Raw genomic sequence first — 25543 nt, forward strand, 5'->3', positions numbered from 1 at the left:
GGAGGAGTCCCCGCATGACCCCGCACACCACCGCACCGTCACCCGCACCGCCGCCCGGACCACCGCCCGCACCTCCCGCCCCGTCCCCGTTCCCACGGCGCGCCCTGCTGCGCGGCACCCTGGGCCTCGGCCTGTTCGCCGGCCTCGGCACCCTCACCTCCTGCGGCGACGACACGGGGCCCGAGCCCACCTCGGGCCCCGTAACCCTGTCCATGTGGACCCACGACCAGGGCTACCAGGACTTCTTCACCAAGGGCATCGCCGACGCCGACCGCCGCACCGACTTCCGCTACCACTTGGACGTGACCCGGGCCGGCGCCCACGACGTCGTCACCAAGCTGCTCGCGCAGGCCGTCGCCGGGCGCGGCACCCCCGACGTGGTGAGCTTCGAGATCGGCTCCTTCCCCCGGATGCTCCGCGGCGACATCGCCGAACGGCTGCTCCACGACTTCACCGACGACGTGGCGGACATCCGGGACGACCTGCTGCCGTCCCGCACCGCCCCCTACTCCCGCGACGGCAGGCTGTACGCCCTCGACTCCGACACGCCCCTGGTCGTCTACTACTACCGCGACGACCTCTTCGCCGAGTACGGCATCCCCACCGACACCCCCACCTGGGAGGAGTTCGCCGAGGTGGGCGCGCGCGCCCACGACCGGCACGGCGTCGCGCTGACGGTGGTCGCCACCGGCAGCGGCGACATCGGGCAGGTCACGTCCTCGTTCCAGATGCTGCTCCTCCAGCGCGGGGGCGCCTTCTTCGACCGGGACCAGCAGTGCGTCGTCGACTCCCCCGAGGCCGAGGAGGTCCTGACCTTCATCCGCGACGGCCTGCGGAGCGGCTTCGTCACGGACGTCACCGACATGTACGGCGCGAGCATGCAGGCCGCGCTCAAGAGCGGCAAGGTGGCCGGGCTGCACATGGCCACCTGGTACGAGACGTTCGGGCTGAAACCCAACGTCCCCGAACAGTCGGGCCGGTGGCGGGTCCGGGCGATGCCGCGCTTCTCCGGCGGCGGCCACGCCACGGCGACCGCGGGGGGCACCGGCTTCGGCGTGCTCACCGGCAAGCCCCACACCAGGGCGGGCACCGCGTTCCTGCTCAACACCTGGCTCACCCACGAGGGGCAGGTGCGCCGCTACCAGGAGCTGGGCTACCTGCCCACCCGGGCCTCGGTCTACGAGGACCCGAAGCTGACCGCTACCGAGGACGAGTTCTGCGGCGGCCAGCGCCTGTTCGACGTCTACAACGGGCTGCTGGACGACATCCCCGCCGTCTACCTCAGCCCCGACCAGTCGATCCTCAACGACGTCCTCGGCGGCTACCTGCTGCGCGCCTACCGGGGCGACCTCTCGCCGCGCGACGCCCTGCGCCGGGCGGCGGAGGACTTCCGCGACCAGGCCGGCCGCTAGACCGGGAGACGACCATGACCACTGCCCTGGCCGGACGGCCGCACCGCAGACTGGCGAAGCTGCGCCCGCGCACGCTCCGCGCCGCCCCGGGAAGACGGCGCGGCTCCCTGCACCCCTACCTGTTCATCGCTCCCTTCTACGTCCTGTACGCGCTGTTCATGCTCGTTCCCATCGGTGTGTCGGTGTACCTGAGCATGTGCGAGTGGGTCGGCCTCGGCTCGCCCCGCTGGGTGGGCCTGCGCAACTACCGCCACCTGCTCACCGACCCCAGCTTCCACCGTGCTCTGGGCAACACCGCGGTCTACGTCCTGGTCGGCCTCGTGGTGATCGTCCCGGCCTCCCTGCTGATCGCCCAGGCCCTCAACAGCCGGGGGCTGCGCGCCAGGGACCTGTGGCGCACCGCCTACTTCATTCCGATGGTGGTCTCCCCGATCATCGTGGCCCTGATGTTCGGCCTCATCTTCGACCGGCAGTTCGGCCTGATGAACGCGCTGCTGAAGGCCCTGTTCGGCGTCGGCGGGGTGGACTGGCTCGGCGACCCGACCATGGCGAAGGCGACCATCGCCCTGATCATGGTGTGGCGCTGGACCGGCTACCTCACCATCTTCTTCCTGGCGGGGCTGCGGAACGTGCCGCGCGAGCTGTACGAGGCCGCGGCGCTGGACGGGGCGGGCAGGATCCGGACGTTCTTCTCGGTCACCCTGCCCGCGTTGAAGCCGGTGACCGCCTTCGTGGTGGTGACGTCGTTCATCGGCACCGCCCAGATCTTCGAGGAACCGTTCCTGCTCACCGGAGGCGGCCCCTCCGAGAGCACCATCTCGGTGGCCATCTTCATCTACCGCGCCGCCTTCGAACGGCAGCAGTTCGGGTACGCGGCGGCCGCGGGAGTGGTGCTGTTCGCGCTCGTCTTCGGCCTCAGCCAGTTGTTCAACCGCCTCCTGGGCATCGGGAGGGCGTCGTGACCGGACAGAACGGGAGCACGTCATGAGCGCACCGTCCCTCGCCCGTCGCGCCGGGCGGCGCACCGTGGGCGCGGCCCCGCGCGCCGTGCTCTACGCCGGACTCACCGTCCTGCTGCTCGCGTTCAGCGCCCCGCTCGTCTGGGCGCTGAGCGGATCGTTCAAGCCGCGCGGCGACATCTTCAACTACCCGCCGGAGCTCATCCCCGACTCGCCCACCCTGCACAACTACCGTGCCCTGCTGACCGACCAGCCGTTCCTGCGGTGGTTCCTGGTCAGCACCGTCGTGGCCCTGGCCGCCACCGTCGTGTCCGTCTTCGTCTGCGCGCTGGCGGGGTACGGGTTCGCCAAGTTCCGGTTCGCGGGCCGACGGCTGCTGTTCGGGGTGATGTTCAGCTCGCTGTCCATCCCGTTCTCGGTGATCCTCGTGCCGCTGTTCGTCGTCGTGGTGAAGACCGGTCTGGGCAGCCCGTGGTTCGCGCTGGTCGTGCCCTGGGTGGCGCCCGCGTTCGGGATCTTCATGATGCAGCAGTACATCGTGCAGAGCGTCCCCGACGAGACCATCGAGGCGGCCCGCATCGACGGCTGCACGGAGTTCGGGATATTCCTGCGGATCGTGCTGCCCCTGCTGCGGCCCTCGCTCGGCGCGCTCGCCGTCTGGACGTTCCTGCAAAGCTACAACAGCTTCGTGTGGCCGCTCGTGCTCGTCTCCGACAGCGACCAGTACACCCTGCCCCTGGGCCTACAGACACTCTTCCGGGCGGAGAACCGCCAGTTCGACCTGGTGATGGCGGGCTCCGTGCTGGCCGTCGTACCCGCCATCGCCCTCTTCGTCCTGCTGCGCAAGCAGCTACTGGAAGGGCTGTCCACCGGGGCCGTGAAGGGCTGAGGCGGGGCCCCCGCCCCCCGCCCGGCCGCCCCTCTCCACCATGTCCCCCCGGGCGCGTCCGCTTCCGGCGTCCGCCCGTCAGAGATGGAGTCACCTTGTACGACCTGCCCGACCGCGTCCTTTTCGGCGCCGCCTACTACCACGAGTACCAGCCCCACGACCGGCTCGAAGAGGACCTCGACCTGATGGAACGGGCCCGGTTCTCGGTGATCCGGGTCGGCGAGTCCGTATGGTCCACCTGGGAGCCCTCGAACGGCCGCTTCGACCTCGACTGGCTCCAGCCCGTCCTCGACGGGGCCCACCGGCGCGGCATCCGCGTGGTCCTGGGAACGCCCACCTACGCCGTGCCTCCGTGGCTGGCCAGGCAGTACCCGGAGATAGCGGGGGAACGGGGAACGGGCCGGCGGATCCCCTGGGGCGCCCGCCAGGAGGCCGATTTCACCCACCCGGCGTTCCGCTTCCACGCGGAGCGGGTCGTGCGGAAGGTCGTGGGCCGGTACGCCTCCCACCCCGCCGTGATCGGCTTCCAGGTGGACAACGAGCCCGGCCCCGAACTGCTGTACAACCACGGAGTGTTCCAGCGCTTCGTGGACGACCTGCGCGAGCGGTACGGGGACGTGGAGGAGCTCAACCGGGCCTGGGGCCTGGTGTACTGGTCGCACCGGCTGTCCACCTGGGCCGACCTGTGGACCCCGGACGGCAACGTCCAGCCCCAGTACGACCTGGCGTGGCGGCGCTTCCAGGCCCGGCAGACCACCGAGTTCATCGCCTGGCAGGCCGACCTCGTGCGGGAGTACGCCCGCCCCGACCAGTTCGTCACCACCTGCATCTCCTACGAACGCCCCGGTGTGGAGGACGACGCGCTCACCCGCCGCCTGGACATCACCGCGGGCAACCCGTACTACGCCATGCAGGACGCCCTGGCCCTCCCGGACCCCGGCGGCGTCGACCAGGGCTGGACCACCCGCGGCACCTGGGCGCTCTACCAGAGCGCGGACCGCATGTACGCCTCCCGGCAGGAGCCGTTCCTGGTCACCGAGACCAACGCCCAGGCGATCGGCTCCCCCTGGGACAACCGGCCCGCCTACGACGGGCAGTGGCGCCAGGCCGCCTGGGCGCTGGTCTCCCGGGGCGCCTCGATGATCGAGTACTGGCACTGGCACACCCTGCACTTCGGCGCCGAGACCTACTGGGGCGGGATCCTGCCGCACAGCGGACGCCTCGGCCGCGTCTACGAGCAGCTCGCCGCGCTCGGCGCGGAGCTGGAGACCGCGGGCGCCCTGGTCTCCTCGCTGACCCCGGACGCGGACGTGGCCCTGCTGTACTCGAACCCCTCCAAGTGGGCCCTGCAAGGCCACCCGCCCCTGGCCCGGCCCGACGGGGGCCCGGACGAGCGCTCGTACCAGCACCTGACCGACCCGTTCTACCGAGGGGCGTTCGACGCGGGTCTCCAGACGCGCATCCTGCATCCGGGGCAGCTCGGCGAGGCCGCCGCCACCGCCAGGGACCTGCCCCTGCTCATCGTCCCGGGGCTGTACGCCGCCGCCGACGCCACCCTGGACTGGCTGCGGACGTACGCGGAGGCGGGCGGCCATCTGCTGCTGGGGCCCCGCACCGCCTACGGCGACCCGGAGGCACGGGCCCGCACCGACGTCATGCCCGCCAGGCTCGCCGACGCTGCCGGGGTGAGCTACGACGAGTTCAGCAACCTCTCCGGGCCGCTGCCCGTCCACGCCGCCGACGGGGGCCCGCTCACCGTGCCCGACGGCGCCCACGCCACCCGCTGGGTGGACGGGCTGCGCCCCGAGGACGCGCGGGCGCTGGCCCACTACGACCACCCGCACTTCGGCCGCTGGCCCGCGGCGACCACGCGACGGTACGGCGCGGGCCGGATCACCTGCGTCGGCACCGTCCCCGACCCCGCCCTCGCCGAGGCCCTGCTGCGGTGGGCGGCCCCGGCCGTCCCCCCGGGCACCCCCGACTGGAGGCTGCCCCAGCCGACCGTCACCTCGACCGGAGCCACGGCGCGGGACGGCCGCCGGGTCCGCTTCGTGCACAACTGGTCGTGGGACGACACCTCGGTGACCGTCCCCGCGCCGGTCCGGGACGTGCTCACCGGCACCGCGTACGCGGCGGGCGGCGAGCTGCGGCTGGGCCCGTGGGACGTCCGCGTCCTGACCGAGGAGCAGGTCCCGACCGGGGAGTAGGACGGGCACGGGGACGAGGCGTGCCCCGCACCGCGACGGCCGGGCCCGGAACACTCACGGGCCCGGCCGGTCCGGGGCGGCACCGCCGGCCCTCCCAGGCCGCCAACCGCAGACGACGAGGAAAGCCGGACGGCCTCCCGCCTTCGACCGTGAGGACGACAAGGCCCGGGCCCGCGGCCGTCCGGCCACAGTGGCCGGTGTGTTCCGACCCCTCAGGTGAGGAGCCGGGCGAGCTGGGCCATCTCGGCGGGTGGGTCGATCACCGGCTGGATGAGGAGTTCGTCGACGCCTGCCTGCTCCAGGGCGGCGATGCGGCCCAGAAGGTCGTCGCGGGTGCCGACGAGGGCCAGGGCGTTCATCAGCGAGGGCAGGACCAGGTCCCGGTCCTGCGGTGCGATGCGCCCCAGGTAGTTGGGGTAGAGCTTGGTGTACCGGTCCGGCGCGGTGGCGGTGGTGCCACGCCGGTCGAGGAACCGGCGCACCGCCTCGCCCTCGTCGGGGCCGAGCTGCCCGGCGACGGCGGGGGTGTCGGCGGCGAAGGCCAGCAGCGACAGCACGAGGTGACCGGTCGCGTCCCGGGCCGCGTCGCTGTGGCGGTCCTCGTCCTCGTCGAGGATGTGGAGCGCGGTGACCAGATAGGAGTCCCCGCGGGAGTCGGGTTCGCGGGGCACGCCCCGGGCGGCGTGGCGGCGGGCGTCGTGCAGCGCCCGCCAGGCGGCGGGGTCGAGCAGACCGAAGGAGATGAGGCCGGCCCCGCGGCGGCCCGCGACGGCGGCCGCTTTGGGCCCGTGCAGCGCGGCCACCACGAACTCGATCGGATCGGTGGTGTTCACGTGCGCCCCGCTGTGCAGGAACCGGACGTCGCGGACCCGGTCACCTTCGCGGTACTCGGTCGAGCGTCCGGCACACAGATCCTGCAACGCGGCGGTGAAGCCCTCCAGCGCGGCCGCCGTGGTCGGCGACATGCCCAGGGTGCGCCGGGCGGTGTTCCCGGTGCCGACCCCGCAGACGATCCGGCCCGGCGCCAGGGCATTGAGGCTGGCGAACCCACTCGCCGCGGCGGGGGCCGACCGCAGCGCCGGCGAGGTCACGGCGATGCCGAGCCTGATGCGGCGAGTGGCCTTCGCACACAGACCCAGGGCGACGAACGGGTCACCATGGACCATCGGCGTGTCGTTCACCCAAAAGCTGTCCAGGCCCAACTCCTCGGCCCGCACGGCGAGTTCCTCCACACCAGGCTGCGCGGCGACCACGACACCTGCACGCATCCGACCTCCAACCCACGAGAACCCGATCGAACTGCTCATACTGACAGGTCCCGGGGATGGCGCGGAGCGGAGCGGGTGATACCACTCGCGCGGATCGCCGGGCGGCGCCAGACGGCGCACCTGCCGGCGCGGGCCGTCCAGGCCCCTCCAGGACGACATCCCCGGCGCGCCGGCGGCCAGGGGCCTGCCCGAACAGGTCCGCCGGCCGTCGGCGCCGTGACGCTTGCCGCGCCGCCTCGATGCCGTGCGGGACGCCTGCGACACCCGGAAGGTCTTCGACCGGGCGGTGGACCAGGCCGCGGACCGCGACCAGGCCGAGCACTGGGCGATCCTCGTCCCAAGATCCACCGCCGCTCGCCCCGACCCTGGACCCGCTGGACGGCCTGGGCAGAGGGCCTGGCGGCAGTCGGCGGCGGCGGGTCACGGCACTGCCGCGAACGCCTCCCGGTGGTCGCGTGCCCACTGCTCGAACGTGCCCGCCGGTCGGCCGAGCACTCGCGGCACGTGGTCGGTGACGTAGGCCGCACCGCCGGCGCGCGCCCAGCGGATGCCAGTGAGCATCCCGGCAGGCAACTGGTCGAGCGCATCCGTGTCGGTGATCCCGACCGGGCGTTCCAGCACGCGCTCCAGGATCGCCGCCTGGTCTGCGAATGTCAGCAGCTCCGGCCCGGTCAGGTCGTACCGCTGCCCGTCGTGCGCGTCGCTCGTGATGGCCGCGACGGCGACCGCTGCCACGTCCCTCGGGTCGACGACGGCCTGCCGGGATGCGGCGACCAGGTTCGGGATCGGCTCTCCGACCTGGATCAGCGCCCGGTACCACAAGAAGTTCGAGGCGAAGCTCGGCGGGCGGAGCATCGTCCACGCGAGCCCGCTGGCCTCGATCGCCTCCTCCGCGGCGAGGTGCCACGCGCCGACGGTCGTCCCGTCGAACCGCTCGCCGCTGCCGATGGCGGACAGCTTGACGATCTTACGGACGCCCGCCGCCCGCGCGGCCGTGACCAGGGCGATGTCGTGGTCCGCGGTCGGCACGGGGGGCACGGTTACGAGGAAGACCGTGTCGACGCCGGCCACCGCGCGCGCCAGCGACGCCGGGTCGTCGAAGTCGGCCCGCACCCCGCCGGGCCGCTCGCGGCGGGACATCGCCCGGAACGGCACGCCCCGCTCGGTGAGCAGACGGACGACATGACTGCCGATGGTGCCGGTGGCACCGGTAACAAGGATCATGTCCCGACGATGACAGCGCTCTCACACCGCCTGATAGGAAGTTTCGGCACTATCGTGGACCCCGTGAGTTCTCTCGCCGTGCCACCTGACCTTCTGCGTTGGGTGGCCGGGATCGATGTCGCCACGGCGGACGCTTCGGCGGCGGTCGATGTGCCCGATCACGCCACCACACTTCTCCTGCGCAGCGACAAGCGTGAGCTGATCGTCATGGGCCCCCGCACCCGGGCCGCCTATCACGTTGGCGCGCCCGGCCACTCGTGCGTGCGGGTTCGCATGCGGCCGGGACGTGCCCAAGCCCTGCTCGGCCGTCCGCTGCGTGATCTCGCCGACCGGGCCCTGCCGCTCCGCGAACTACCGGGCCTGGACGTCGACCAGCTCGCCGCCGACCCGATCACCGCCCTCGAAAAAGCATTGGCCAACCGCCCGGAGCCCTCGGAGCGGCTCGAAGAGGCGGCACGCCTACTGGTCGGCGCCACTGTCGCCACGACCGCGGCCCAGTTGCACATCAGTGAGCGCCGCCTGCACGCCCTGTTCACCGCCGGCACCGGCTTGTCCCCCAAGCACTTCGCGCGAATCGACCGCGTTCGCACCGTGCTCGCGGCCGATGCCGGCCGGTGGTCGGACATCGCCACGACGGCGGGTTACTACGACCAGTCGCACATGACGGCCGAGTTCCACCACTTCATGGGTGTCCCGCCGGCCGCGTTCACCGCTGGTCGGCGTCCCGCCGCAACTCCGTGCACCGCCTGAGCCGACGCAGAGGTTCGGTCAGCCAAGACACCAAGGCAGGCACAGCCCCCCGGTGATCACAGAGCCCCACAACCCCATGATCACCAGGCCCTGTGCCTCTTCTTCCCCTCCCGAGGGCCCCATCGCGCCTATCCGCGCAAGCTCCCAATGCGGTCCAGGAAGTCGAGCACCCGATGGTTCACCTGCATCGCGGCCTGTTCGTCGTAGGACGCCAGGCTGCTGTCGGTGAACAGGTGCCTGTCGCCGGAGTAGAGGAACAGCTCGGCATCCGGCACCGTCTCGACGATCGCCCGGGCGGCGTCCGCATCACCCTCCCCGGCGAAGAACGGATCCGCGTCCATGCCGTGGATCTGAACCGGGACGTCCTGGGGCCAGGCGGCGCCGAACTCCGAGACCGGGACACACGCCTCGAGCAACAACGCACCCTTCGCCCCAGGACGGGTCTGGGCCAGCTTCTGCGCCGGCAGGACGCCGAGCGAGAAGCCAACATGGACGAGCTCCGCGGGAAGCCCCTCGGCGACGGCGGCTCCGCGCGCGATGATCGTGTCGAACCCGACGCTCTCGGCATGGGCGGCGCCCTCCTCAAGGCTGCCGAATACCCGCCCCTCGTACAGATCAGGAGCGTGGACGGTGTGTCCGGCCCGCCGCAGCTGCTCGGCGAAACCGCGAACACCGGCGGTCAACCCCTGCCCATGGTGGAAGACCAGCACCTCAGCCATGTCGCTCCCCTCGTACTGCGGTGCCCGGGAGGCTCCGCGGCACGAGTATGGACCGCGGCACTGACATCCACGGCCTAGGCCGGACAGGACCAGACCGGTGGTCCCTGCTCGGTGAGGCGGACTCCAAGGCTGCCGACTCGCCGGTCTCGGAACCGCAGGTCCGAACGGTCGGCCTTCAGCCGCTCGCCGAAAGTGCGTTTGCCGGCGATGAACTGGAGGACGCCCGCTCCCGGTGAGCCGGGAAGCCGGGAGAGCCTGCGGCCGTTGACGGCAGGCCTCCGCCCAAGCGTCAGGATGCCGAGATAGCGCGCCGCATCCTGGCCGCGCCGGACGGCGACACGGCAGACAACACGGCATACCTGCACCACCGGTACCCCTTGGCAGCGGGGGAGCAGCTTCAACCCGAACCACTGCGGTGCCGCACACACCATGCCGACTGGCGTTCTCGACACCATCCTCAACCTCGCCTGTCACGGCACGGTGTTCGCCGTCGCGAGGATCACTGGGATCCCCATGCACAGCGACACCGCTACCCCCCGAGGGCGACCTGCTGCGTCGTCGATGCGCGGGCGTGTCCCCCCACCCACAGCCCGCAGGGCGAAGTACGCCTACCTCCTGGGCGGCCTGGCCGCGAAAGTCGCACTATCCGCGCCAGCACCCGAAAGCCAGGTTCACGCGTGATCGTGCCTGTCTCGGAAACCGTCGACAGGTCCGGGCCGCTGCTCGGCCACGCCGAGCAGCGGCTCCGGAAGGCGTCGGCGGGCCTGGCGCCGGTGGCGGGATACGTCAGACCTCCCAGGCCGTTGGAGGTCAGGCGGCGTGAGGGTGTGCGGCGGTGCGTTCGCTGACGGGTCGGCGGCGGAGGTGCGTCTGCTGGAGAGCCGGCGGCACATGGGCTTGGTCGAGCATGCCGACGTCGGTGCCGGGCGGGACGATCTCGTCGATCCGGTCGAGGATGTCGTCGGTGAGTGCCACGTCGACGCCGGCGAGCAGGTCGTCGAGGTGGCTCATCGTGCGCGGGCCGACGATCGCGCTGGTCACGCCGGGATGGGCGATCGCGAACGCCATGGCGAGGTGGGTCAGCGGCAAGCCCGCTTCCTCGGCGAGCGAGACGAACTGCTCCACGGCGTCGAGGCGGTGCTCGTCATTGAGGTGCTTGAAGAAGCCGGCGCGGCGCAGTTCGTTCTGCCCGCCCTTGCGGACGCGTCCCGTGAGCAGTCCTTGCCCGAGCGGCCCCCACACCAGCGTGCCCACCCCGTGGCGCTGCGCGATCGGCAGCACTTCGCGTTCGATGCCGCGGTTGAGCAGCGAGTACGGCGGCTGCTCGGTGTGGAACCGTGCCAGACCGCGCCGCTCGGCGACCCACTGGGCTTCGACGATGTCGGACGGCGGCATGGTGGAGGTACCGATCGCACGGACTTTCCCGCTGCGGATCAGGTCGGAGAGCGCGGACAGCGTTTCCTCGATGTCCGTGGTGGGGTCGGGCCGCTGGATCTGGTAGAGATCGATGTGGTCGGTCTGCAAGCGGCGCAGCGAGTTCTCGACCGCGGTCATGATCCAGCGCCGCGAGGCGCCCTGCTGATTGGGATCGTCACCCATCGGGCGGCTCACCTTGGTCGCGAGGACGACCTTGTCCCGTCGCCCCTTGAGTGCCTTGCCGACGATGTCTTCGGAGTCGCCGTAGGCGTCGGCGGTGTCGATGAGATTGATGCCCGCGTCCAAGGCTTTGTGGATGATGCGGGCCGAGTCGTCGGGGTCAGGGTTGCCGACCGACGTGGCGAACATCAGCGCGCCGAGCGCATAGGGACTGACCTTGATACCGGTCCGGCCGAGCGTGCGGTACCGCATGCGAACCCTGCCCTTCTTTCGAGAAAAAAATCCGGATTGTTCGGAAGTCGGCGAACCCGCGAACGGCGGTCTCGGCTCTCGTGCGGGTGCCGCACGTGGCACGCGGCACGGTGTTCGTCTCATCTCACCCGCGGGCGCCGCCGGTCCGCCGAGCCGGCCTCCAGCGTGCGGTGGCGCGGGCGCCGGCGGGAGAGACGTTCTTATCCGGGGACGGGCTGTCCCTGGATGCGTCCGGCGTCGCGGTGCATGGTGGGGCTGTGGACAGAACCGAACTGGCCGACTTCCTGCGCCGGCGCCGTACCCGACTCGCCCCTGCCGACGTGGGGCTGTCGCAGGGCGCGCGGCGCCGCACCCCGGGATTGCGCCGCGAGGAGGTGGCGCAGATGGCGGGCATGTCCACCGACCACTACACGCGGCTGGAGCAAGCCAGGGGCTCACGCCCGTCCCGCCAGATGCTCGCCGCCGTCGCCCGCGCACTGCGGCTGACCGGCGACGAACGCGACCACCTCTTCCATCTGGCCGGCGAGGAGCCCTCACGCAACCGTCCGGCCACGGAGCACGTCCGCCCCGGCCTGCTCCTCGTCCTCGACCGGCTGACCGACACTCCCGCCCAGGTGGTGAGCGACCGCGGCGACATCCTCGCGCAGAACGCGATGGCCAAGGCGCTCCACGGTGACGCGTCCGCCCGCCCCGAGCCGGAGGGCAACATCGCCTGGCGCTACTTCACGGACCCGTCCGCGCGGGAACTCTTCCCAGCCGAGGACCATGACCGAGCCGCCCGCACGGCGGTGGCGGATCTGCGCGCCACACTCGCCCGCCGCCCCGACGACGCACGGCTGGCGGAGCTCGTACACCGGCTCCGCACCCGCAGCGAGGAGTTCTCGGCACTGTGGGACACCCACGACGTCGCCATCCGCCGCACCGACGTCAAGCGCTTCCTGCATCCGGTCGTCGGCCCGCTGGAGCTGGACTGCGAGGTGCTGCTGACCCCGGAGCACGACCAGCGACTGATCGTCCACACCGCCCGCCCGGGCAGCGACTCCCACGAGCGACTGAAGCTGCTGCGCGTGGTCGGCCTCCAGGACCTGACCCGTAGCTGAACGACCACGCCGGGCCCGTCGACACCCGCGGGCAGATCCAAGTGCCCCAGTGCGGCCACCCCCGCACAACGCCGAAGCGACGCTCCGCCTCCGCCAGGCCTCACCCTGAGACATCGCCCCGAGCTGCTGCCCCGTAACGAGCCTCAGCGCTGGCCCGGACAGCAGGAGCAAGCGGCATCCCCACTGCCGGAAGAGCTGGAGAACATGCGCCGCCAACGCCAACGACCCGGCAGTGGCCTTCAGCGGAGGACAAGCTCCGAGCCCGCCGCCACCACCCGCAGTGAGGCAACATCTGCCAGCTCACGAATGAGCCTGCGCCGGCCCACGCACCGCAGCAGCCGGACACATGCCGACCAGCGCACCGCCGCGGACCGGGCCGCGCCGCCCACCCGGCCCGCGGCGGTGCGCGACGAACAGCCAGCAGATGCACCCCCGGCCCGCGCTGCACGGGCCGTCCGCGGCCCCACCCCGCGCCCGGCCCACTTCGCCGTGCGTCTGCGGCCCGGCCCTCGCCCCTCGGGGCCGCCCGTACCCGACCCGGAACCTGCGCCGAAGCCCCGGGACGGACCGGGTGCGCCTCGCGGGGCGGATGCCCGTTTTGAGTCCGCATCCACTTCTGGGCCGTGCGGAGCGAAGAAGCACAGCGCGCGGTGATGTTCTCCGCTTTTCGCGGTTTGGCCGCGGCCGGGGTTGGGAGCGGTAGAGCAGCCCGTTATGGCGCGCGTACGAAGCCTGCGGAGCGGTCCAGGAAGTAAGGCGGTCCCGGCTGCCCCGGGTCCCACCCCGCACCGCGGGCACTGCGGACGGTCGCGGCGACCTCGGCGGGCAGGACGGGCCGGGTGGGGGCCCGCCACCAGTTGCCGGGGTGCGGCCGGTCACAGACAACCACCAGGGTCCTGCCCGGGGCGTCGGCGAGCTCGACCGCATAGGTCAGGGGCCACCAGCACATCGCCTGGTCGTAGGTGGGCCGGCCGCGCACCCTCCAGCGATAGGCCACCGAGTCCACGACGATCCTGCGCGAGCCCTTCTTCGGCAGAGCCACACCGACCTCCTCCTGCAACGTGCCCTCATGGAGAGTGGGCGAACGACGAAGAGTGTGTCCAAACTGTGGGCATCGTCACGCGAGCACAGGCGCCCCCCCCCGCCCGTTTGGTGAATCTTTGTTCGGGTTGATTGGTCTGGACGTGTCGCTCTGTGACTGGTTGACTCCCTCGCGGTCATCCTCCTGGGTGATCACCTGCGCACGGTGAGTCCTGGGGAGGGGCTGGGGTGGGGCAGTCGCGCCTTGCGCGCTTTTCGTATGGGAACGCTCCCACAAGCAGACGCCGCAGGGGCGTCCTGCTGAGCTTGGCCATGGCCGCGGGGACGGTGGTCGTCCCGTCGGCGCCGCCGTCCGCCGCCGCGGCACCGTCCGCGCCGCTCTCCGCCTCCGAGCGGGCGGCGGGCGAACAGGTGGAGGTGCTCGAGCAGCGCTCCGAGTACTCGCAGACGTTCGCCAACCCGGACGGGACCCACACCCTCGTCCAGTCCTCCACACCGCAGCGCACGAGGGCATCCGACGGCACGTGGCGGGAGATCGACCTGACCCTGGAGCGCCGCGCCGACGGCACGGTGGCACCCAGGGCCGCCGTCGCGGACCTGATCTTCTCCGCAGGCGGCGACGGCGCGGACCTGCTCCGCCTGGGGGACCGCCAGGGTCGCTCGCTGACCCTGGGCTGGCCGGGCCCCCTGCCCGCTCCCACCTTGGACGGAGCGTCGGCCACCTACCCGAACGTCCTGCCGGACGTGGACCTGCGCCTGACCGCCACCGCCGAGGGCTACCGCGAGGTCCTGGTGGTCAACACGCCCGAGGCGGCGCAGAACCCGCAGCTCGGGCAGGTCTCCCTGTCCGCCCGCAGCGAAGGCCTCACCCTCATGCCCGGCGCGGGCGGCGGCGTGCGCGCGGTGGACGAGGACGGCAACCCCGTCCTGGTCGGCCCGGCCGGCCAGATGTGGGACTCCGCCGGCGACACCGCCACCGGCCCCGGCCCCCTCATCGCACGGACCGGCGCCGCACAAGACACCGAGGACCGCCACCCCGCCGACGGCCCCACCCAGGGCGACGCCGTGGCCACGCTCCCCGTCGCGGTCGACGAGGGCGCCATCTCCGTCGTCCCCGACCCGAAGGTGCTCCGGGGCGAGGAGACGGTCTACCCGGTCTACATCGACCCCTCCGTGGGCCTGGGCCGCTCGGAGTGGACGAAGATCTCCTCCGACGGCGACCGGCACTGGAAGTTCGACGGCGACCTGGGCGTCGGCAAGTGCGGCACCGCCGGCGGCTACTCCTGCGGCCCCGGCTACGTCGACCGCATGTACTTCGAGTTCGCGCCGACCAAGCTGCGCGGCAAATACGTCCTGGACGCCACCTTCCGGGCGCACGAGACCTGGTCCTTCGACTGCAACCCGGCGTGGGTGGACCTCAAGCGCACCGACAACATCTCCGAGGGCACCCGCTGGCCCGGCCCCAAGACGCTGGACCACATCGGCGACCGCTACGTCTCGGCGGGCCGCGGCAAGAACTGCTCCCCGGAGCAGCCGGACGCCTGGCTGGAGTTCAACGACAACCCCGACGAGGCGGACGAGAACCTCGCCAACACGGTGCGCGCCTTCGCGGACGGCAAGATCTCCCGGCTGACGCTGATGCTGCGCGCCAAGGACGAGGAAGACCCCACCGCGTGGAAGCGCTTCGAGGACAACGCCGAGCTGAAGGTCAACTACGTCCAGCGGCCCGGCACCCCCACCGACACCGGCGTGATCCCGGGCAACGGCAGCACCGCCTACTGCCGCCCCTCCACCGACCCGCTGATCGTCACCCGCCCCGACCCCATGGTGCGCGCCCGCGTCCAGACACAGACCCAGCCCGCGGAGGGCGAGGAGCGGGGATCGCTGCGCGCCGAGTTCGAAGTGGAGAAGAGCACGGCGGACGGCTGGAAGCCCGACTGGAGGAACCATCGCCCCGAGACCGGCTGGGACCCCGACGGCACCCTGGAACTGGTGCGGACCAAGTCCTTCGCCGACAGCACGCTGTACCGGTACCGGGCCCGCACCCAGTCGCACTGGGTCTACGGCGGCAAATCCGGTGACCTTCGGTCCTCGTACTCCTCCTGGTGCTACTTCAAGGTCGACTCCACGGCGCCCAAGGAACCCCAGATCATCTCGAACGGCCCCTACACCGAGTGCACGACCAACCTCTGCGAGGGCAAGGGCGGCCCCGGCGTCCCGGGCAAGTTCACCTTCAAGCCGAACCCCGCGGACACCGACATCACCGGCTACCGCTGGCGCCTGCTGACCAGCACGGCGTGGAAGGAGGTCACCGGCGCCAATCCGACCGTCGGCATCACCCCCGCGCTGTCCGGAACCCAGGTGCTCACCGTCCAGGCCAAGGATGTGCGCAGCCGCTGGGGTTTCATCCAGGAGTTCACCTTCAAGGTCGCGCCTCCCGCTGACGCGGTGGGCCGTTGGCACTTCGACGACGACATCGACGGATCGGGCGGGACCAAGGCGGTGGACACCGCGACGGGGCCCGGCGCGAGGCATGACGCCACGCTCCACACGACGGGCGCGGGCTGGTCCGTGATGGGCCGCCGCGGTGAGCAGGACCAGTCGCTGTGGCTGAACGACACCAGCGACACGACCCGCCAAGCCGGCTACGCCGCCACGTCCACACCCGCCCTCAACACCCGGGAGTCGTTCACCATCTCGGCTTGGGCGTACCTCACCGATGCCTCCGAGAACCGCGCGGTGCTCTCGGAGCCGGGAGCCCGCGGTTCGGCCTTCACCCTCTACTACTCGTCGGCCGGCAAGAGGTGGATCTTCAACCGCACCGACCAGGACAAGGACGGCCCGGTCTACATCCGCTCGCAGGCGGACGCTCAGAACCCGCCATTGAGGGTGTGGACCCACCTGGCCGGTGTGTTCGACACCCAGGGCGACACCGACAAGGCCAACGACACCATCCAGCTCTTCGTCAACGGACGCCCCCAAGGCGCCCCCGTCGTCGCCTCCCGGCAGGCATCCACCTACGAACCCTGGACGGCGACGGAGGGCCTCCAGATCGGCCGCGCGAAGGGAGGCGGCCTGTACACGGACCACTTCCGCGGGCGGCTGGACGAGGTCCAGATCTGGCAGCGCGTACTGACCGACACACAGCTTCGCGACGACGCCGCAGCCCTCCAGGACAACGTCCCGTCCGCTGAGCTCGTGGCGTTCTGGGACGCTTCGGCCGCCACGGCCGACACGATCCCGGAACGATCCTCCTACCCCGTGGGGGCGCTGGACCTGTCCACCTCCGGGGCGCGGGTGGACGGAGACGACAACGCCCTGCTCCTGGACGGAACAGCCGGATATGCCGCCACCACAGGTCCTGTCGTCGACGAGACCGGCTCCTTCACCGTGACGGCACGCGTACGCCTGGACTCGGCGTCGCTCGCCGGAAAGCCCGACGGCTACACCGCTCAGATCGTCGGGCAACGCGTGGGCGGTGAGACCTCGTGGGCGCTGGCCTACCGGAAGGTGGCGGGCTCCGTGGGCGTGTGGGAGTTCACGCGCACGGATGTCGACGGCACCGGGAAACCGGTGAGGACCGCCCGGGCGGCAGCCCAGGAGCCTGCCGCACTGGACACCTGGGTCCAGGTCACGGGCGTGTACGACGCGTCCGAACCGGCGGCGAGCGGGGACGAGGAACTCCCGGGCAAGCTGCACCTCGTCGTGGAGCACGACCTCCAGGACGACACGGACCAAGCCGGCTTCGCGGCAGCGGAACAAGGCACCGGTGAACTGTCAGTGGGGCGCGGCACGACAGGTGGCGCCGTCGGCAGGTACCTGCCCGGGGCGCTTGAGGAAGTGCGCATCTGGGCCGGCGCCACAGCACCCGACCGGATACCCGAACAGGTCCTGGGCACCGGCTGACCGCAGCCGGCCGGACGCCGGAACCCGGGCGTGCGGGTGCGACGACGGGCGCGCCCGCCCGGGACCCTCGTACGGCATTCCCTCCACACGCAGATCCACTCCCCACGGATGGAGACATGAAGGCAGCGAAGCGAGCTGGGCGCCGCGACGACAGACGGCGCTGGTTGGGACGCGGGGCGTTCGTGGCGGGGCTGTCGCTGCTGCCGGGTCTGCTGTCACCCGTGGCCTTCCAAGCGGTCGCCGGTCCCCTGGGCAAGCCCGACCTCCCGGCCCCCCGTGTGGACAAGGTCGTTCCCGTGGTCCCCGACGCGAACGACGAGATAGCGGAGATCGTCCGCAAGACCGAGGCCGCCGACAGAGCCGCCGCCGAACGCGCCCGCGAGGACCAGGCCGCCGGTTCCAGACGCCAGGTCACCGCCACCGCGGCGACGGGAAAGAGCGGAGGCGGCGACTACCAGGCCACGCCCTTGTCCTCGTCCTCCACCTGGGAGGCCGGAGGCTCCTCCGGCACCTTCACCTGGTCCTACCCGATCAACACGCCACCGGCCGCCGCCGGGCCGAAGCCTGGGCTGTCCATCTCCTACGACTCGGGCAGCGTCGACGGCCGCACCTCCAGCTCCAACAACCAAACGACCTGGGTGGGCGAGGGCTTCGATCTCACCTCCTCCTACGTGGAGCGGAAGTACGGCTCCTGCGACGACGACGGTCAGGAGGACAAGTACGACCTGTGCTGGAAGTACGAGAACGCCTCTCTCGTGCTCAACGGCAAGGCAAGCGAACTCGTCAAGGACGACACCAGGGGCGAGTGGCGCCTGAAGAACGACGACGCCTCCAAGGTGATCCACTCCACCGGCGCGGACAACGGCGACGACAACGGCGAGCACTGGACGATCGTCACCGGCGACGGCACCAAGTACGTCTTCGGCCTCGACAAACTCGACGGCGCGGGCAGCGACGACCGCACCGAGTCCGTGTGGACCGTGCCCGTCTTCGGCGACGACGAGGACGAGCCCGGCTACGACTCCGGCTCCACCTTCGCCGAGCGCGACAAGAAGCAGGCATGGCGCTGGAACCTCGACTTCGTCGAGGACACGCACGGCAACGCCATGACCTACTGGTACGAGGCCGAGCACAACAACTACGCCAAGAACGGCAAGGAGGAACCCGGAACCGACTACGTCCGCGGCGGCCACCTCCGGGAGATCCGCTACGGCCAGCGCAAGGAAGCCCTCTTCTCCGCCACGCCGAGCGCGTCCAACAAGGTCGTCTTCACCACGGCGGAACGCTGTATCGCCTCGGGTACCGGCTGCGACAAACTGGACGAGGCCCACCGCGACAACTGGCCGGACGTTCCCTTCGACTCAGTCTGCGACGACGGGAAGAAGTGCGAGGGCAACGTCAGCCCGACCTTCTTCACCCGCAAGCGCCTGACCGGCATCACCACCTACTTCTGGGACGCGACCGCGGTGATCCCGGGCTACCTGCCCGTCGACACGTGGAGCCTGAAGCACCTCTACCTCGACCCGGGCGACACCGGCGACTCCACCGACCAGTCGCTCTGGCTGGACGAGATCCGGCACACGGGCAAGCACGGATCCGATATCAGCCTGGACCCGGTCAAGTTCGGCCACCAGTTCCTGACCAACCGCGTCGACGGCAGAAGCGACGACATCCTCTCCCTCGACAAGCCGCGCCTGCACACCATCACCTCCGAGACCGGCGCGCAGACCGTGATCGACTACCGGCCCGCCGACTGCGTCGCCGGCACCACCATGCCGTCACCGGACTCCAACACCAGAAGTTGCTATCCGGTCTACTGGTCCCCCAACGGCGAAGAGAACCCCAAGCTCGACTGGTTCCAGAAGTATCCGGTCACCTCAGTGCGTGAACACGCCCCGCACGGCGGATCACCCGCGGTCAGCCACACCTACCTCTACGACGGCGGCGGCGCCTGGCGCTACAACGAAGACCCGATGACCCCGCAGAAGGAGCGGACCTGGTCGATCTGGCGGGGCTTCCAGAAGGTCACCCACCTGGTGGGCGACGCCGAGGGCACCCAGTCCAAGACCGTGACCGTCTACCTCCGCGGCATGGACGGCGACAGGCAACTGGACCCGGACAAGAAACGGTCCGCGACTGTGACCGGCATCAAGGCACCGGGCATCACCGACTCGGACCAGTACGCCGGATTCACCCGCGAATCCGTCACCGACAACGGTGACCAAGAGGTGTCCGGCGTCATCAACGACCCGTGGTCGAAGACCACCGCCACCCAGCACAAGTCCTACGCCGACATCGAGGCGTACTACGTGCGGACCAAGGCCGTGCACACCCGCACGCGCATCACCAGCGGCCTCAACCCCGCCGATCGCGTCCGCACCGTTTCCATGACGTACGACGACCACGGCATGCCGATCACCGTCGAGGACAGCGGGAACCCGGGTGACGGCGACGAGACCTGCACCCGCACCTGGTACGCCCGCAACGACGACGGCCTGACCTCGCTGGTCTCCCGCACCCGGACCGTGGCCCAGAAGTGCTCCGTCGCCGACAGCGACCTCGACCTGCCCGCGGACTCCTCCCGACCCGGAGACGTCATCTCCGACACGGCGACGGCCTACGACACCGAGACCTGGAGCCCGGACCAGATCCCCACCAAGGGAGAGCCGCGGTGGTCGGGCCGGGCCAAGGGCTACACGGCGGACAACGGGCCGACCTGGCAGACCATCGGCAAGAAGGGCTACGACCCGCTCGGCCGGATCACGTCCGTGACCGACGCCGCCGACAACACCACCGGCACCACCTACACCCCGACCGAGTCCGGACCGGTCACCGAGACGAAGACCACCAACGCGTTGGGACACGGCACGAAAACCGTCCTGGACCCGGCTTGGGGGCTCCCCCTCACGGTCACCGACCCGAACAACAAGCTCACCGAGATGGAGTACGACGGCCTGGGCCGCCTCACCAAGGTCTGGACGCCGAACCTGCTCCGCATCCTGAACAACCCGCCCGCACAGACCTACACCTACAAGGTCACCAACTCCGACGTGTCGTGGGTGGCGACCGGCACCCTGAAGCCCGGAAGCACCTACAACACGACCTACGAGATCTACGACTCCCTCCTTCGTCCCAGGCAGGTCCAGGCCCCCTCTCCCGTCGGCGGCCGAGTGATCGCGGAGACGCTCTACGACAGCCGCGGCCTCGCCGTCACCGCCAACGCGGACATCCACGACAACGCCTCCCCCTCGGGCACCCTTGTGGAGACCGACGGCGGGCAGCCTCCGACCCAGACCGACACCACCTACGACGGCGCGGGACGTGCCACCAAAGCCGTGGTGAAGAACCACAACGTGGTGCGCTGGACCACCACCACGACCTACCTGGGCGACACGGTGGCCACCAGCGCGCCCGAAGGCGGAACGGCCGTCGCCGTCGTCACCGACGCGCTGGGCCGGACCACCGAGCGCCGCGAGTACCCGCGGAGCACCCCCACCGGCACCGACTTCGCCAGGACGAAGCACACCTACACACCAGCGGGCCAGGCGAAGACCATCACAGGCCCCGACAACGCCGAATGGTCCTACACCTACGACCTGCTCGGCCGCCGGGCCACGGCGAAGGACCCGGACAGCGGCACCGCCAAGGTGGAGTACAACGCCCTCGACCAGATCGCCAGGACGACCACCAACCCCGAAGCCGAAAACCGCGTCCTGCTCTACGACTACGACAAGCTCGGCCGCAGGACCGACATGTGGAAGTCGTCCAAGACAGACGACAACAAGCTCGCCACCTGGCACTACGACGACCTCGCCAAGGGGCAGCTCGACTACGCGACCCGCTACGACGGCGGCCTGAAGGGCAAGGCCTACACCAGCAAGGTCAACAAGTACGATAGCCTCTACCGGTCCACCGAGAGCCAGTTCTCGCTGCCCGCGGACGACCCCCTCGTCGCCGCGGGGGTGCCGCAGACCCTGAAGTTCTTCCACGCCTACCGCGTCGACGGCGTCCTCGACTACACCGAAGAGCCCGCCGTGGCCGGCCTGGCCCGCGAGAAGATCACCACCAAGTACAACGACCTCGGCATGCCCGTGAGCATGACCGGCAGCACCGGCTACCTCCTCGGCGCCCAGTACTCCCCGGTCGGCGACCTGCGCCAGTACACCCTGGGCACGTCCTCGATCGACTCGGACAAGAAGGCGTACATCACCAACTACTACGAGGACGGCAGCCGGCGCCTGAAGGCGTCGATCACCACCGACGACGTCCACGCGTACCCCCTCCAGGACCTCAAGTACACCCAGGACGACGCCGGCAACGTTACGTCGATCTTCGACAAGGCCGACCTGAACGGCACAGGCAAGCCCGACCACCAGTGCTTCGCCTACGACGGACACCGCCGCCTGACCGAGGCCTGGACCCCGAACACCGACAACTGCTCCACCTCCGGCCGGACCACCGCCAACCTCGGCGTCGCCGCCCCGTACTGGACCAGTTGGACCTACAACGCAGCAGGACAGCGCAAGACACAGACCGAGCACGCCTCGTCCGGCGACACCACCGTCACCTACACCTACGGAACCGACAAGGGCCAGCCCCACCCGCTGACCCAGCTCGACACCACCTACCCGGGGGGCTCCACCAAGTCCCGCCCCTACGCCTACGACGCCTCCGGCAACACCACCAAGCGCCCCGGCACCCAAGCCGACCAGACCCTCACCTGGAACACCGAGAACAAACTCGCCCAGGTCACCGAACCCGCTGCCGGAACCAAACCCGCCACAGGCACCAAGTACCTCTACGACGCCGACGGCAACCTGCTCATCCGCAGGCCCACCACCGCCGACGGCGAGACGGTGCTCTACCTCGGATCCACCGAGGTGCGCCTCACGACGAAGGGCACCGTGAAGACCCTGTCCGGCACCCGCTACTACGCGGCGGCCGGCCAGGCCATCGCGGTGCGCACGGCCACGGCAGGCGTCACCGGCAGCAAGCTGTCCTTCCTGTCCGGGGACCACCACGGCACCATGAGCCTCGCCCTGGATCCCACCAACTTCGCCTACACCCCCACCAAGCGCTACCTGACCCCCTTCGGCTCGCCCCGGGGCCCGCAGCCCGCCAAGTGGCCGGACGACAAGGGATTCCTCGGCAAACCCACCGACACCACCACCGGCCTGACCCACATCGGCGCCCGTGAGTACGACCCGGACACCGGCACCTTCATCAGCGTCGACCCCATCCTGGCCCCGGAACAGATCCAGACCCTCAACGGCTACTCCTACGCGAACAACAGCCCCGTCACCTTCTCCGACCCCACCGGCCTGATCCCGGACGACTGCGTCCGCACGGGCATCACCTGCAACCTCGGCCCCGGCGGCTGGACCGCCTCCGGCAACGTCGATCCCATCGCCGCAGGCAACGGCTGGGGCGGCAGCCGCAACAGCGGAGGCACCCACAAGGGCGGTGGCGGTGGTGGTGGTGGAGGCGGCGGCGGAGGAGCGGCGAGCAAGGTCTGGGGCGCCGTCAAACGCGGAGTCTCAAACGTCGGCGGTACCATCGTGGACGAAACGGTGAAAACCGGGGGAGCGCTCTGGGACGCGACCGCCGCACCCTTCGAGGACGCCTACAACTGCGTGACCGGCGACGGCACCTGCACGGACCTGGCCAACTTCGCCTTCATCGAGAGCCAGCCGACGGGCGCTCTACTCGCCACCGCCCGCGGTCTGATCGCCCGAAGCAACGAAATATACAACGACTTCGCGTCCGGCCGCACCGGGGCGGGAGCAGGCAAACTCGCGTTCGACATCGTTGTCGCTGTAGTCGCAAAAGGGGTGATCAAGGCCGCGAAGAGGTCGAAGGATTGCGGCGGCAACAGCTTCGTGCCCGGCACGACTGTCCTCATGGCCGATGGCACCAACAAGCCCATAGAGGACGTCGAAGCCGGCGATGAAGTGCTGGCCACGGACCCGGAAACAGGAGAAACCTCTGCGAAGACCGTGACAGCCGAGATCCTCGGCGAAGGCAGCAAGAACCTGGTGCAGGTCACCATCGACACGGACGGCGACGCAGGCTCCAGCACAGCATCGGCCACGGCCACAGACGGCCACCCGTTCTGGGTCCCCCAACTCGACTCATGGGTTGACGCCACCGACCTCAAGCCCGGACAGTGGCTGCGTACGAGCGCCGGTGCATACGTCCAGATCACCGCAGTCGAGCGCTGGACCCAGACCGCAGAAGTTCACAACCTGACGGTCGCAGACCTGCACACGTACTATGTGCTGGCAGGCGCCACGCCGGTACTCGTTCACAACTGTGGGGAGGCCGATGATGACTTGCTGGACTTCGCAGACGAGGCGCTGCGTATGAGTCCGGAATCGCGTCCCAATGTTGCTACGAAGATTACCTCGGCGGATGGAGAGCATGTCCGTTTCTCCTACGCAACGGATACGCGCCGTGGCGCAATGCCTCCGCAGACAGCGAGAGCAGTAGCTAACTCCGGACACCATGGCGGGTGCGGGGAAGTTGGGTGTGCCATTCAGTTCGAGAGCGCTGGCATCCCGCTAGAGGGGGCGACGTTCCAGTCTGTCAGGATCGGTGGTGGCGGTAGAGGGAATTCGTTCCCGATCGAGGAGCATGGTGTACTGATCGCACCATGTCCTGCCTGCCAGCGGTTCTTGCCTCAAATCGGTGGACGCGGGTGAGACTCGTGCCTGTCTCTCCCGGTTTGCGCGCCGCACTTAAAAAATTGAGAGAAGTGCGATCCGAAAGGCCCCCGGGCGGGCGTGAAACTGAATCTTTTGCCGCGTGGCGGGAAAGGATTGCAGACGCTTTGGACTCGCTGGCCGGCGTTCTCATCTATCAGGAAGATCGCCAGAGAGCTACCGCCGAAGCGGCCGCTGCTCGTGCCGAAGCAGAAAGAATTCGTGCTAAACTGAATCAACCGGACTGATGGATAGAGCTCTGCTCTGATCCATCCATTCCCGTAACAGCAAGGCGGAATGTCCTTGGCTTATCAGAAGTCCCGCCGAGAGTGATTTTGGTCGACGGGTCGGAATGACGTGTTCATCCGACGCTCGTCACTTCAAAAGCTGACGTTGACGCGAGGCGCAAGCCGCAACTGCCGCCCGGCCGGAGGAGAGCAGGCGCGGATGGGTGAGGTTGCCGAGCGGGTGGGGGTGCGTGGGGCCTGCGCCACTACGAGGGATCACCCCGCCCCCGCCCCGGCGTCGGCTGTGGTGCGCCAGCTGGTTACGGCTTCCTCCAGCCGCCCGGCCTTAGACGGTGTCCTATGTGGTGAGGCGGATCAGTCGCTTGTAGCAGCACAGGGCGGCGGCGAGGCCGAGAAAGGCGAGGTAGTTGCGGGGGTCGCGTTCGTAGCGGGGGCTGAGCCGGCGGTAGCCGGACAGCCACGAGATCGTGCTCGATGACCCATCTGCGGCGGCCCAACCGTTCGCTGGACTCGATGCCTTTGCGGGCGATGCGCACGCCGATGTGCTTGCAGCGTAACCATTTACGCAGGTGGGGCACGTCGTAGGCTTTGTCGGCGTGTAGGCGCTGAGGCTTGAAGTACCGGCCGCGATGAGGGTCGTGTCTCGTTTGGTGACCTTCGACCATGGGCTTCAGCGCCTCGCTGTCGTTGGTGTTGGCGGTCGAGACGCCGACGACCAGGGGCAGTCCGTTCGCGTCCGACAGGACGTGCATCTTGGAACCCGGCCTACCCCGGTCCACGGGGCTCGGACCTGTGAGTTCGCCCCCTTTTTTGGCCCGCACGTGAGCGAGTCGAGGACCACGCGCGAGATGTCGATGAGACCGGCGTCGTCGAGTCGGTGCAGCACCGCCTCATGCAACCGGCCCCACACCCCGGCCCGCGACCAGATCAGGAACCGGCGGTGCGCCGTCGACTTCGATATCCCAAAGCACGGCGGCAGAGCCCGCCAAGCACAACCGCTGACCAGCACGTAGACGATGGCTGCGAACAGCGTCTCATCAGGCGTGTCCTGCGTCCCGCCGTCCTGAGGCCGCACCTTCGACGGCGGAATCAACGGCTTCGCGATCTCCCACAGTCCGTCCGGAAGAATCCAACTCCACGTACCCCGCCCCATACCGAGACCAACGAGCGATCACCACATAGGACACGGTCTAATACTGCAACGGTGTTTGCCGTGACTGTTGGCCAGCTCGGTCGTTGGTGTGGTCATGGGTGGGGACCTTGCTGATGTC

At 70.0% G+C, this 25543-nt stretch carries 13 protein-coding genes and 1 pseudogene; 8 read left to right on the forward strand and 6 right to left on the reverse strand.

Annotated features, from left to right (window positions below; all coding sequences use genetic code 11):
* Positions 1 to 14 precede the first annotated feature (14 nt).
* From ACYVO2_RS10495 to ACYVO2_RS10510, 4 genes are all read left to right on the forward strand, one after another.
* The gene (locus tag ACYVO2_RS10495) at positions 15 to 1412 is read left to right on the forward strand and encodes an ABC transporter substrate-binding protein (RefSeq protein ID WP_461007395.1); all 1398 of its coding nucleotides are present in this window, start codon (positions 15 to 17) and stop codon (positions 1410 to 1412) included.
* A 14-nt stretch (positions 1413 to 1426) separates the two neighbouring features.
* Positions 1427 to 2374 carry a carbohydrate ABC transporter permease gene (locus tag ACYVO2_RS10500; protein WP_461007396.1) on the forward strand — a complete coding sequence of 316 codons (948 nt, stop codon included), beginning with the start codon at positions 1427 to 1429 and terminating at the stop codon, positions 2372 to 2374.
* 22 nt (positions 2375 to 2396) lie between these two features.
* On the forward strand, positions 2397 to 3260 hold the full coding sequence (locus ACYVO2_RS10505) for a carbohydrate ABC transporter permease (RefSeq protein WP_461007397.1): 864 nt from the start codon (positions 2397 to 2399) through the stop codon (positions 3258 to 3260).
* A gap of 95 nt (positions 3261 to 3355) precedes the next feature.
* Positions 3356 to 5467: a beta-galactosidase gene (locus ACYVO2_RS10510; protein ID WP_461007398.1), complete on the forward strand. Its 2112-nt coding sequence runs from the start codon at positions 3356 to 3358 to the stop codon at positions 5465 to 5467.
* A gap of 212 nt (positions 5468 to 5679) precedes the next feature.
* Here the strand turns inward: ACYVO2_RS10510 and ACYVO2_RS10515 are convergent, their stop codons facing one another.
* Both ACYVO2_RS10515 and ACYVO2_RS10520 read right to left on the reverse strand, forming a co-directional pair.
* Positions 5680 to 6735 carry an LLM class flavin-dependent oxidoreductase gene (locus tag ACYVO2_RS10515; RefSeq protein ID WP_461007399.1) on the reverse strand — a complete coding sequence of 352 codons (1056 nt, stop codon included), beginning with the start codon at positions 6733 to 6735 and terminating at the stop codon, positions 5680 to 5682.
* Positions 6736 to 7155: 420 nt separating this feature from the next.
* Positions 7156 to 7959: an NAD(P)H-binding protein gene (locus tag ACYVO2_RS10520; RefSeq protein ID WP_461007400.1), complete on the reverse strand. Its 804-nt coding sequence runs from the start codon at positions 7957 to 7959 to the stop codon at positions 7156 to 7158.
* A gap of 63 nt (positions 7960 to 8022) precedes the next feature.
* Between ACYVO2_RS10520 and ACYVO2_RS10525 the strand changes: the two genes are divergently transcribed.
* On the forward strand, positions 8023 to 8709 hold the full coding sequence (locus ACYVO2_RS10525) for a helix-turn-helix domain-containing protein (protein ID WP_461007401.1): 687 nt from the start codon (positions 8023 to 8025) through the stop codon (positions 8707 to 8709).
* Positions 8710 to 8837: 128 nt separating this feature from the next.
* On the opposite strand, the gene ACYVO2_RS10530 is transcribed toward ACYVO2_RS10525, so the two are convergent.
* Together ACYVO2_RS10530 and ACYVO2_RS10535 are read right to left on the reverse strand one after the other, a co-directional pair.
* Positions 8838 to 9428, reverse strand: coding sequence for a dienelactone hydrolase family protein (locus tag ACYVO2_RS10530; RefSeq protein WP_461007402.1), 591 nt, complete (start codon positions 9426 to 9428; stop codon positions 8838 to 8840).
* Between the two features lie 810 nt (positions 9429 to 10238).
* Positions 10239 to 11276 (reverse strand): aldo/keto reductase, encoded by a 1038-nt coding sequence (locus tag ACYVO2_RS10535; RefSeq protein WP_461007403.1) that lies wholly within the window; start codon positions 11274 to 11276, stop codon positions 10239 to 10241.
* Between the two features lie 257 nt (positions 11277 to 11533).
* On the opposite strand from ACYVO2_RS10535, the gene ACYVO2_RS10540 reads away from it, so the two are divergent.
* Entirely contained in the window at positions 11534 to 12376 is an 843-nt protein-coding gene (locus ACYVO2_RS10540; RefSeq protein ID WP_461007404.1) for a helix-turn-helix transcriptional regulator, read from the forward strand.
* Positions 12377 to 13088: 712 nt separating this feature from the next.
* Here ACYVO2_RS10540 and ACYVO2_RS10545 read toward each other — a convergent pair.
* A complete protein-coding gene (locus ACYVO2_RS10545; protein ID WP_461007405.1) occupies positions 13089 to 13418 on the reverse strand; it encodes a hypothetical protein in 330 nt (109 codons plus the stop codon).
* 311 nt (positions 13419 to 13729) lie between these two features.
* Here ACYVO2_RS10545 and ACYVO2_RS10550 point away from each other — a divergent pair, with 311 nt between their 5' ends.
* Together ACYVO2_RS10550 and ACYVO2_RS10555 are read left to right on the forward strand one after the other, a co-directional pair.
* Positions 13730 to 17323, forward strand: coding sequence for a laminin G domain-containing protein (locus tag ACYVO2_RS10550; RefSeq protein WP_461007406.1), 3594 nt, complete (start codon positions 13730 to 13732; stop codon positions 17321 to 17323).
* A gap of 116 nt (positions 17324 to 17439) precedes the next feature.
* Entirely contained in the window at positions 17440 to 24024 is a 6585-nt protein-coding gene (locus ACYVO2_RS10555) for a polymorphic toxin-type HINT domain-containing protein (RefSeq protein WP_461007407.1), read from the forward strand.
* Positions 24025 to 24609: 585 nt separating this feature from the next.
* Here ACYVO2_RS10555 and ACYVO2_RS10560 read toward each other — a convergent pair.
* Positions 24610 to 25425, reverse strand: a pseudogene (locus tag ACYVO2_RS10560) (IS5 family transposase).
* Between the last annotated feature and the right edge of the window lie 118 nt (positions 25426 to 25543).

Source organism: Streptomyces capparidis (assembly GCF_054782095.1).

Coding starts and splice junctions, on each gene's coding strand:
- ACYVO2_RS10500 (WP_461007396.1), top strand. CDS start 1,427: ATGACCACTGCCCTGGCCGGACGGCCGCACCGCAGACTGGCGAAGCTG.
- ACYVO2_RS10550 (WP_461007406.1), top strand. CDS start 13,730: ATGGCCGCGGGGACGGTGGTCGTCCCGTCGGCGCCGCCGTCCGCCGCC.
- ACYVO2_RS10515 (WP_461007399.1), bottom strand. CDS start 6,735: ATGCGTGCAGGTGTCGTGGTCGCCGCGCAGCCTGGTGTGGAGGAACTC.
- ACYVO2_RS10530 (WP_461007402.1), bottom strand. CDS start 9,428: ATGGCTGAGGTGCTGGTCTTCCACCATGGGCAGGGGTTGACCGCCGGT.
- ACYVO2_RS10555 (WP_461007407.1), top strand. CDS start 17,440: ATGAAGGCAGCGAAGCGAGCTGGGCGCCGCGACGACAGACGGCGCTGG.
- ACYVO2_RS10495 (WP_461007395.1), top strand. CDS start 15: ATGACCCCGCACACCACCGCACCGTCACCCGCACCGCCGCCCGGACCA.
- ACYVO2_RS10505 (WP_461007397.1), top strand. CDS start 2,397: ATGAGCGCACCGTCCCTCGCCCGTCGCGCCGGGCGGCGCACCGTGGGC.
- ACYVO2_RS10535 (WP_461007403.1), bottom strand. CDS start 11,276: ATGCGGTACCGCACGCTCGGCCGGACCGGTATCAAGGTCAGTCCCTAT.
- ACYVO2_RS10520 (WP_461007400.1), bottom strand. CDS start 7,959: ATGATCCTTGTTACCGGTGCCACCGGCACCATCGGCAGTCATGTCGTC.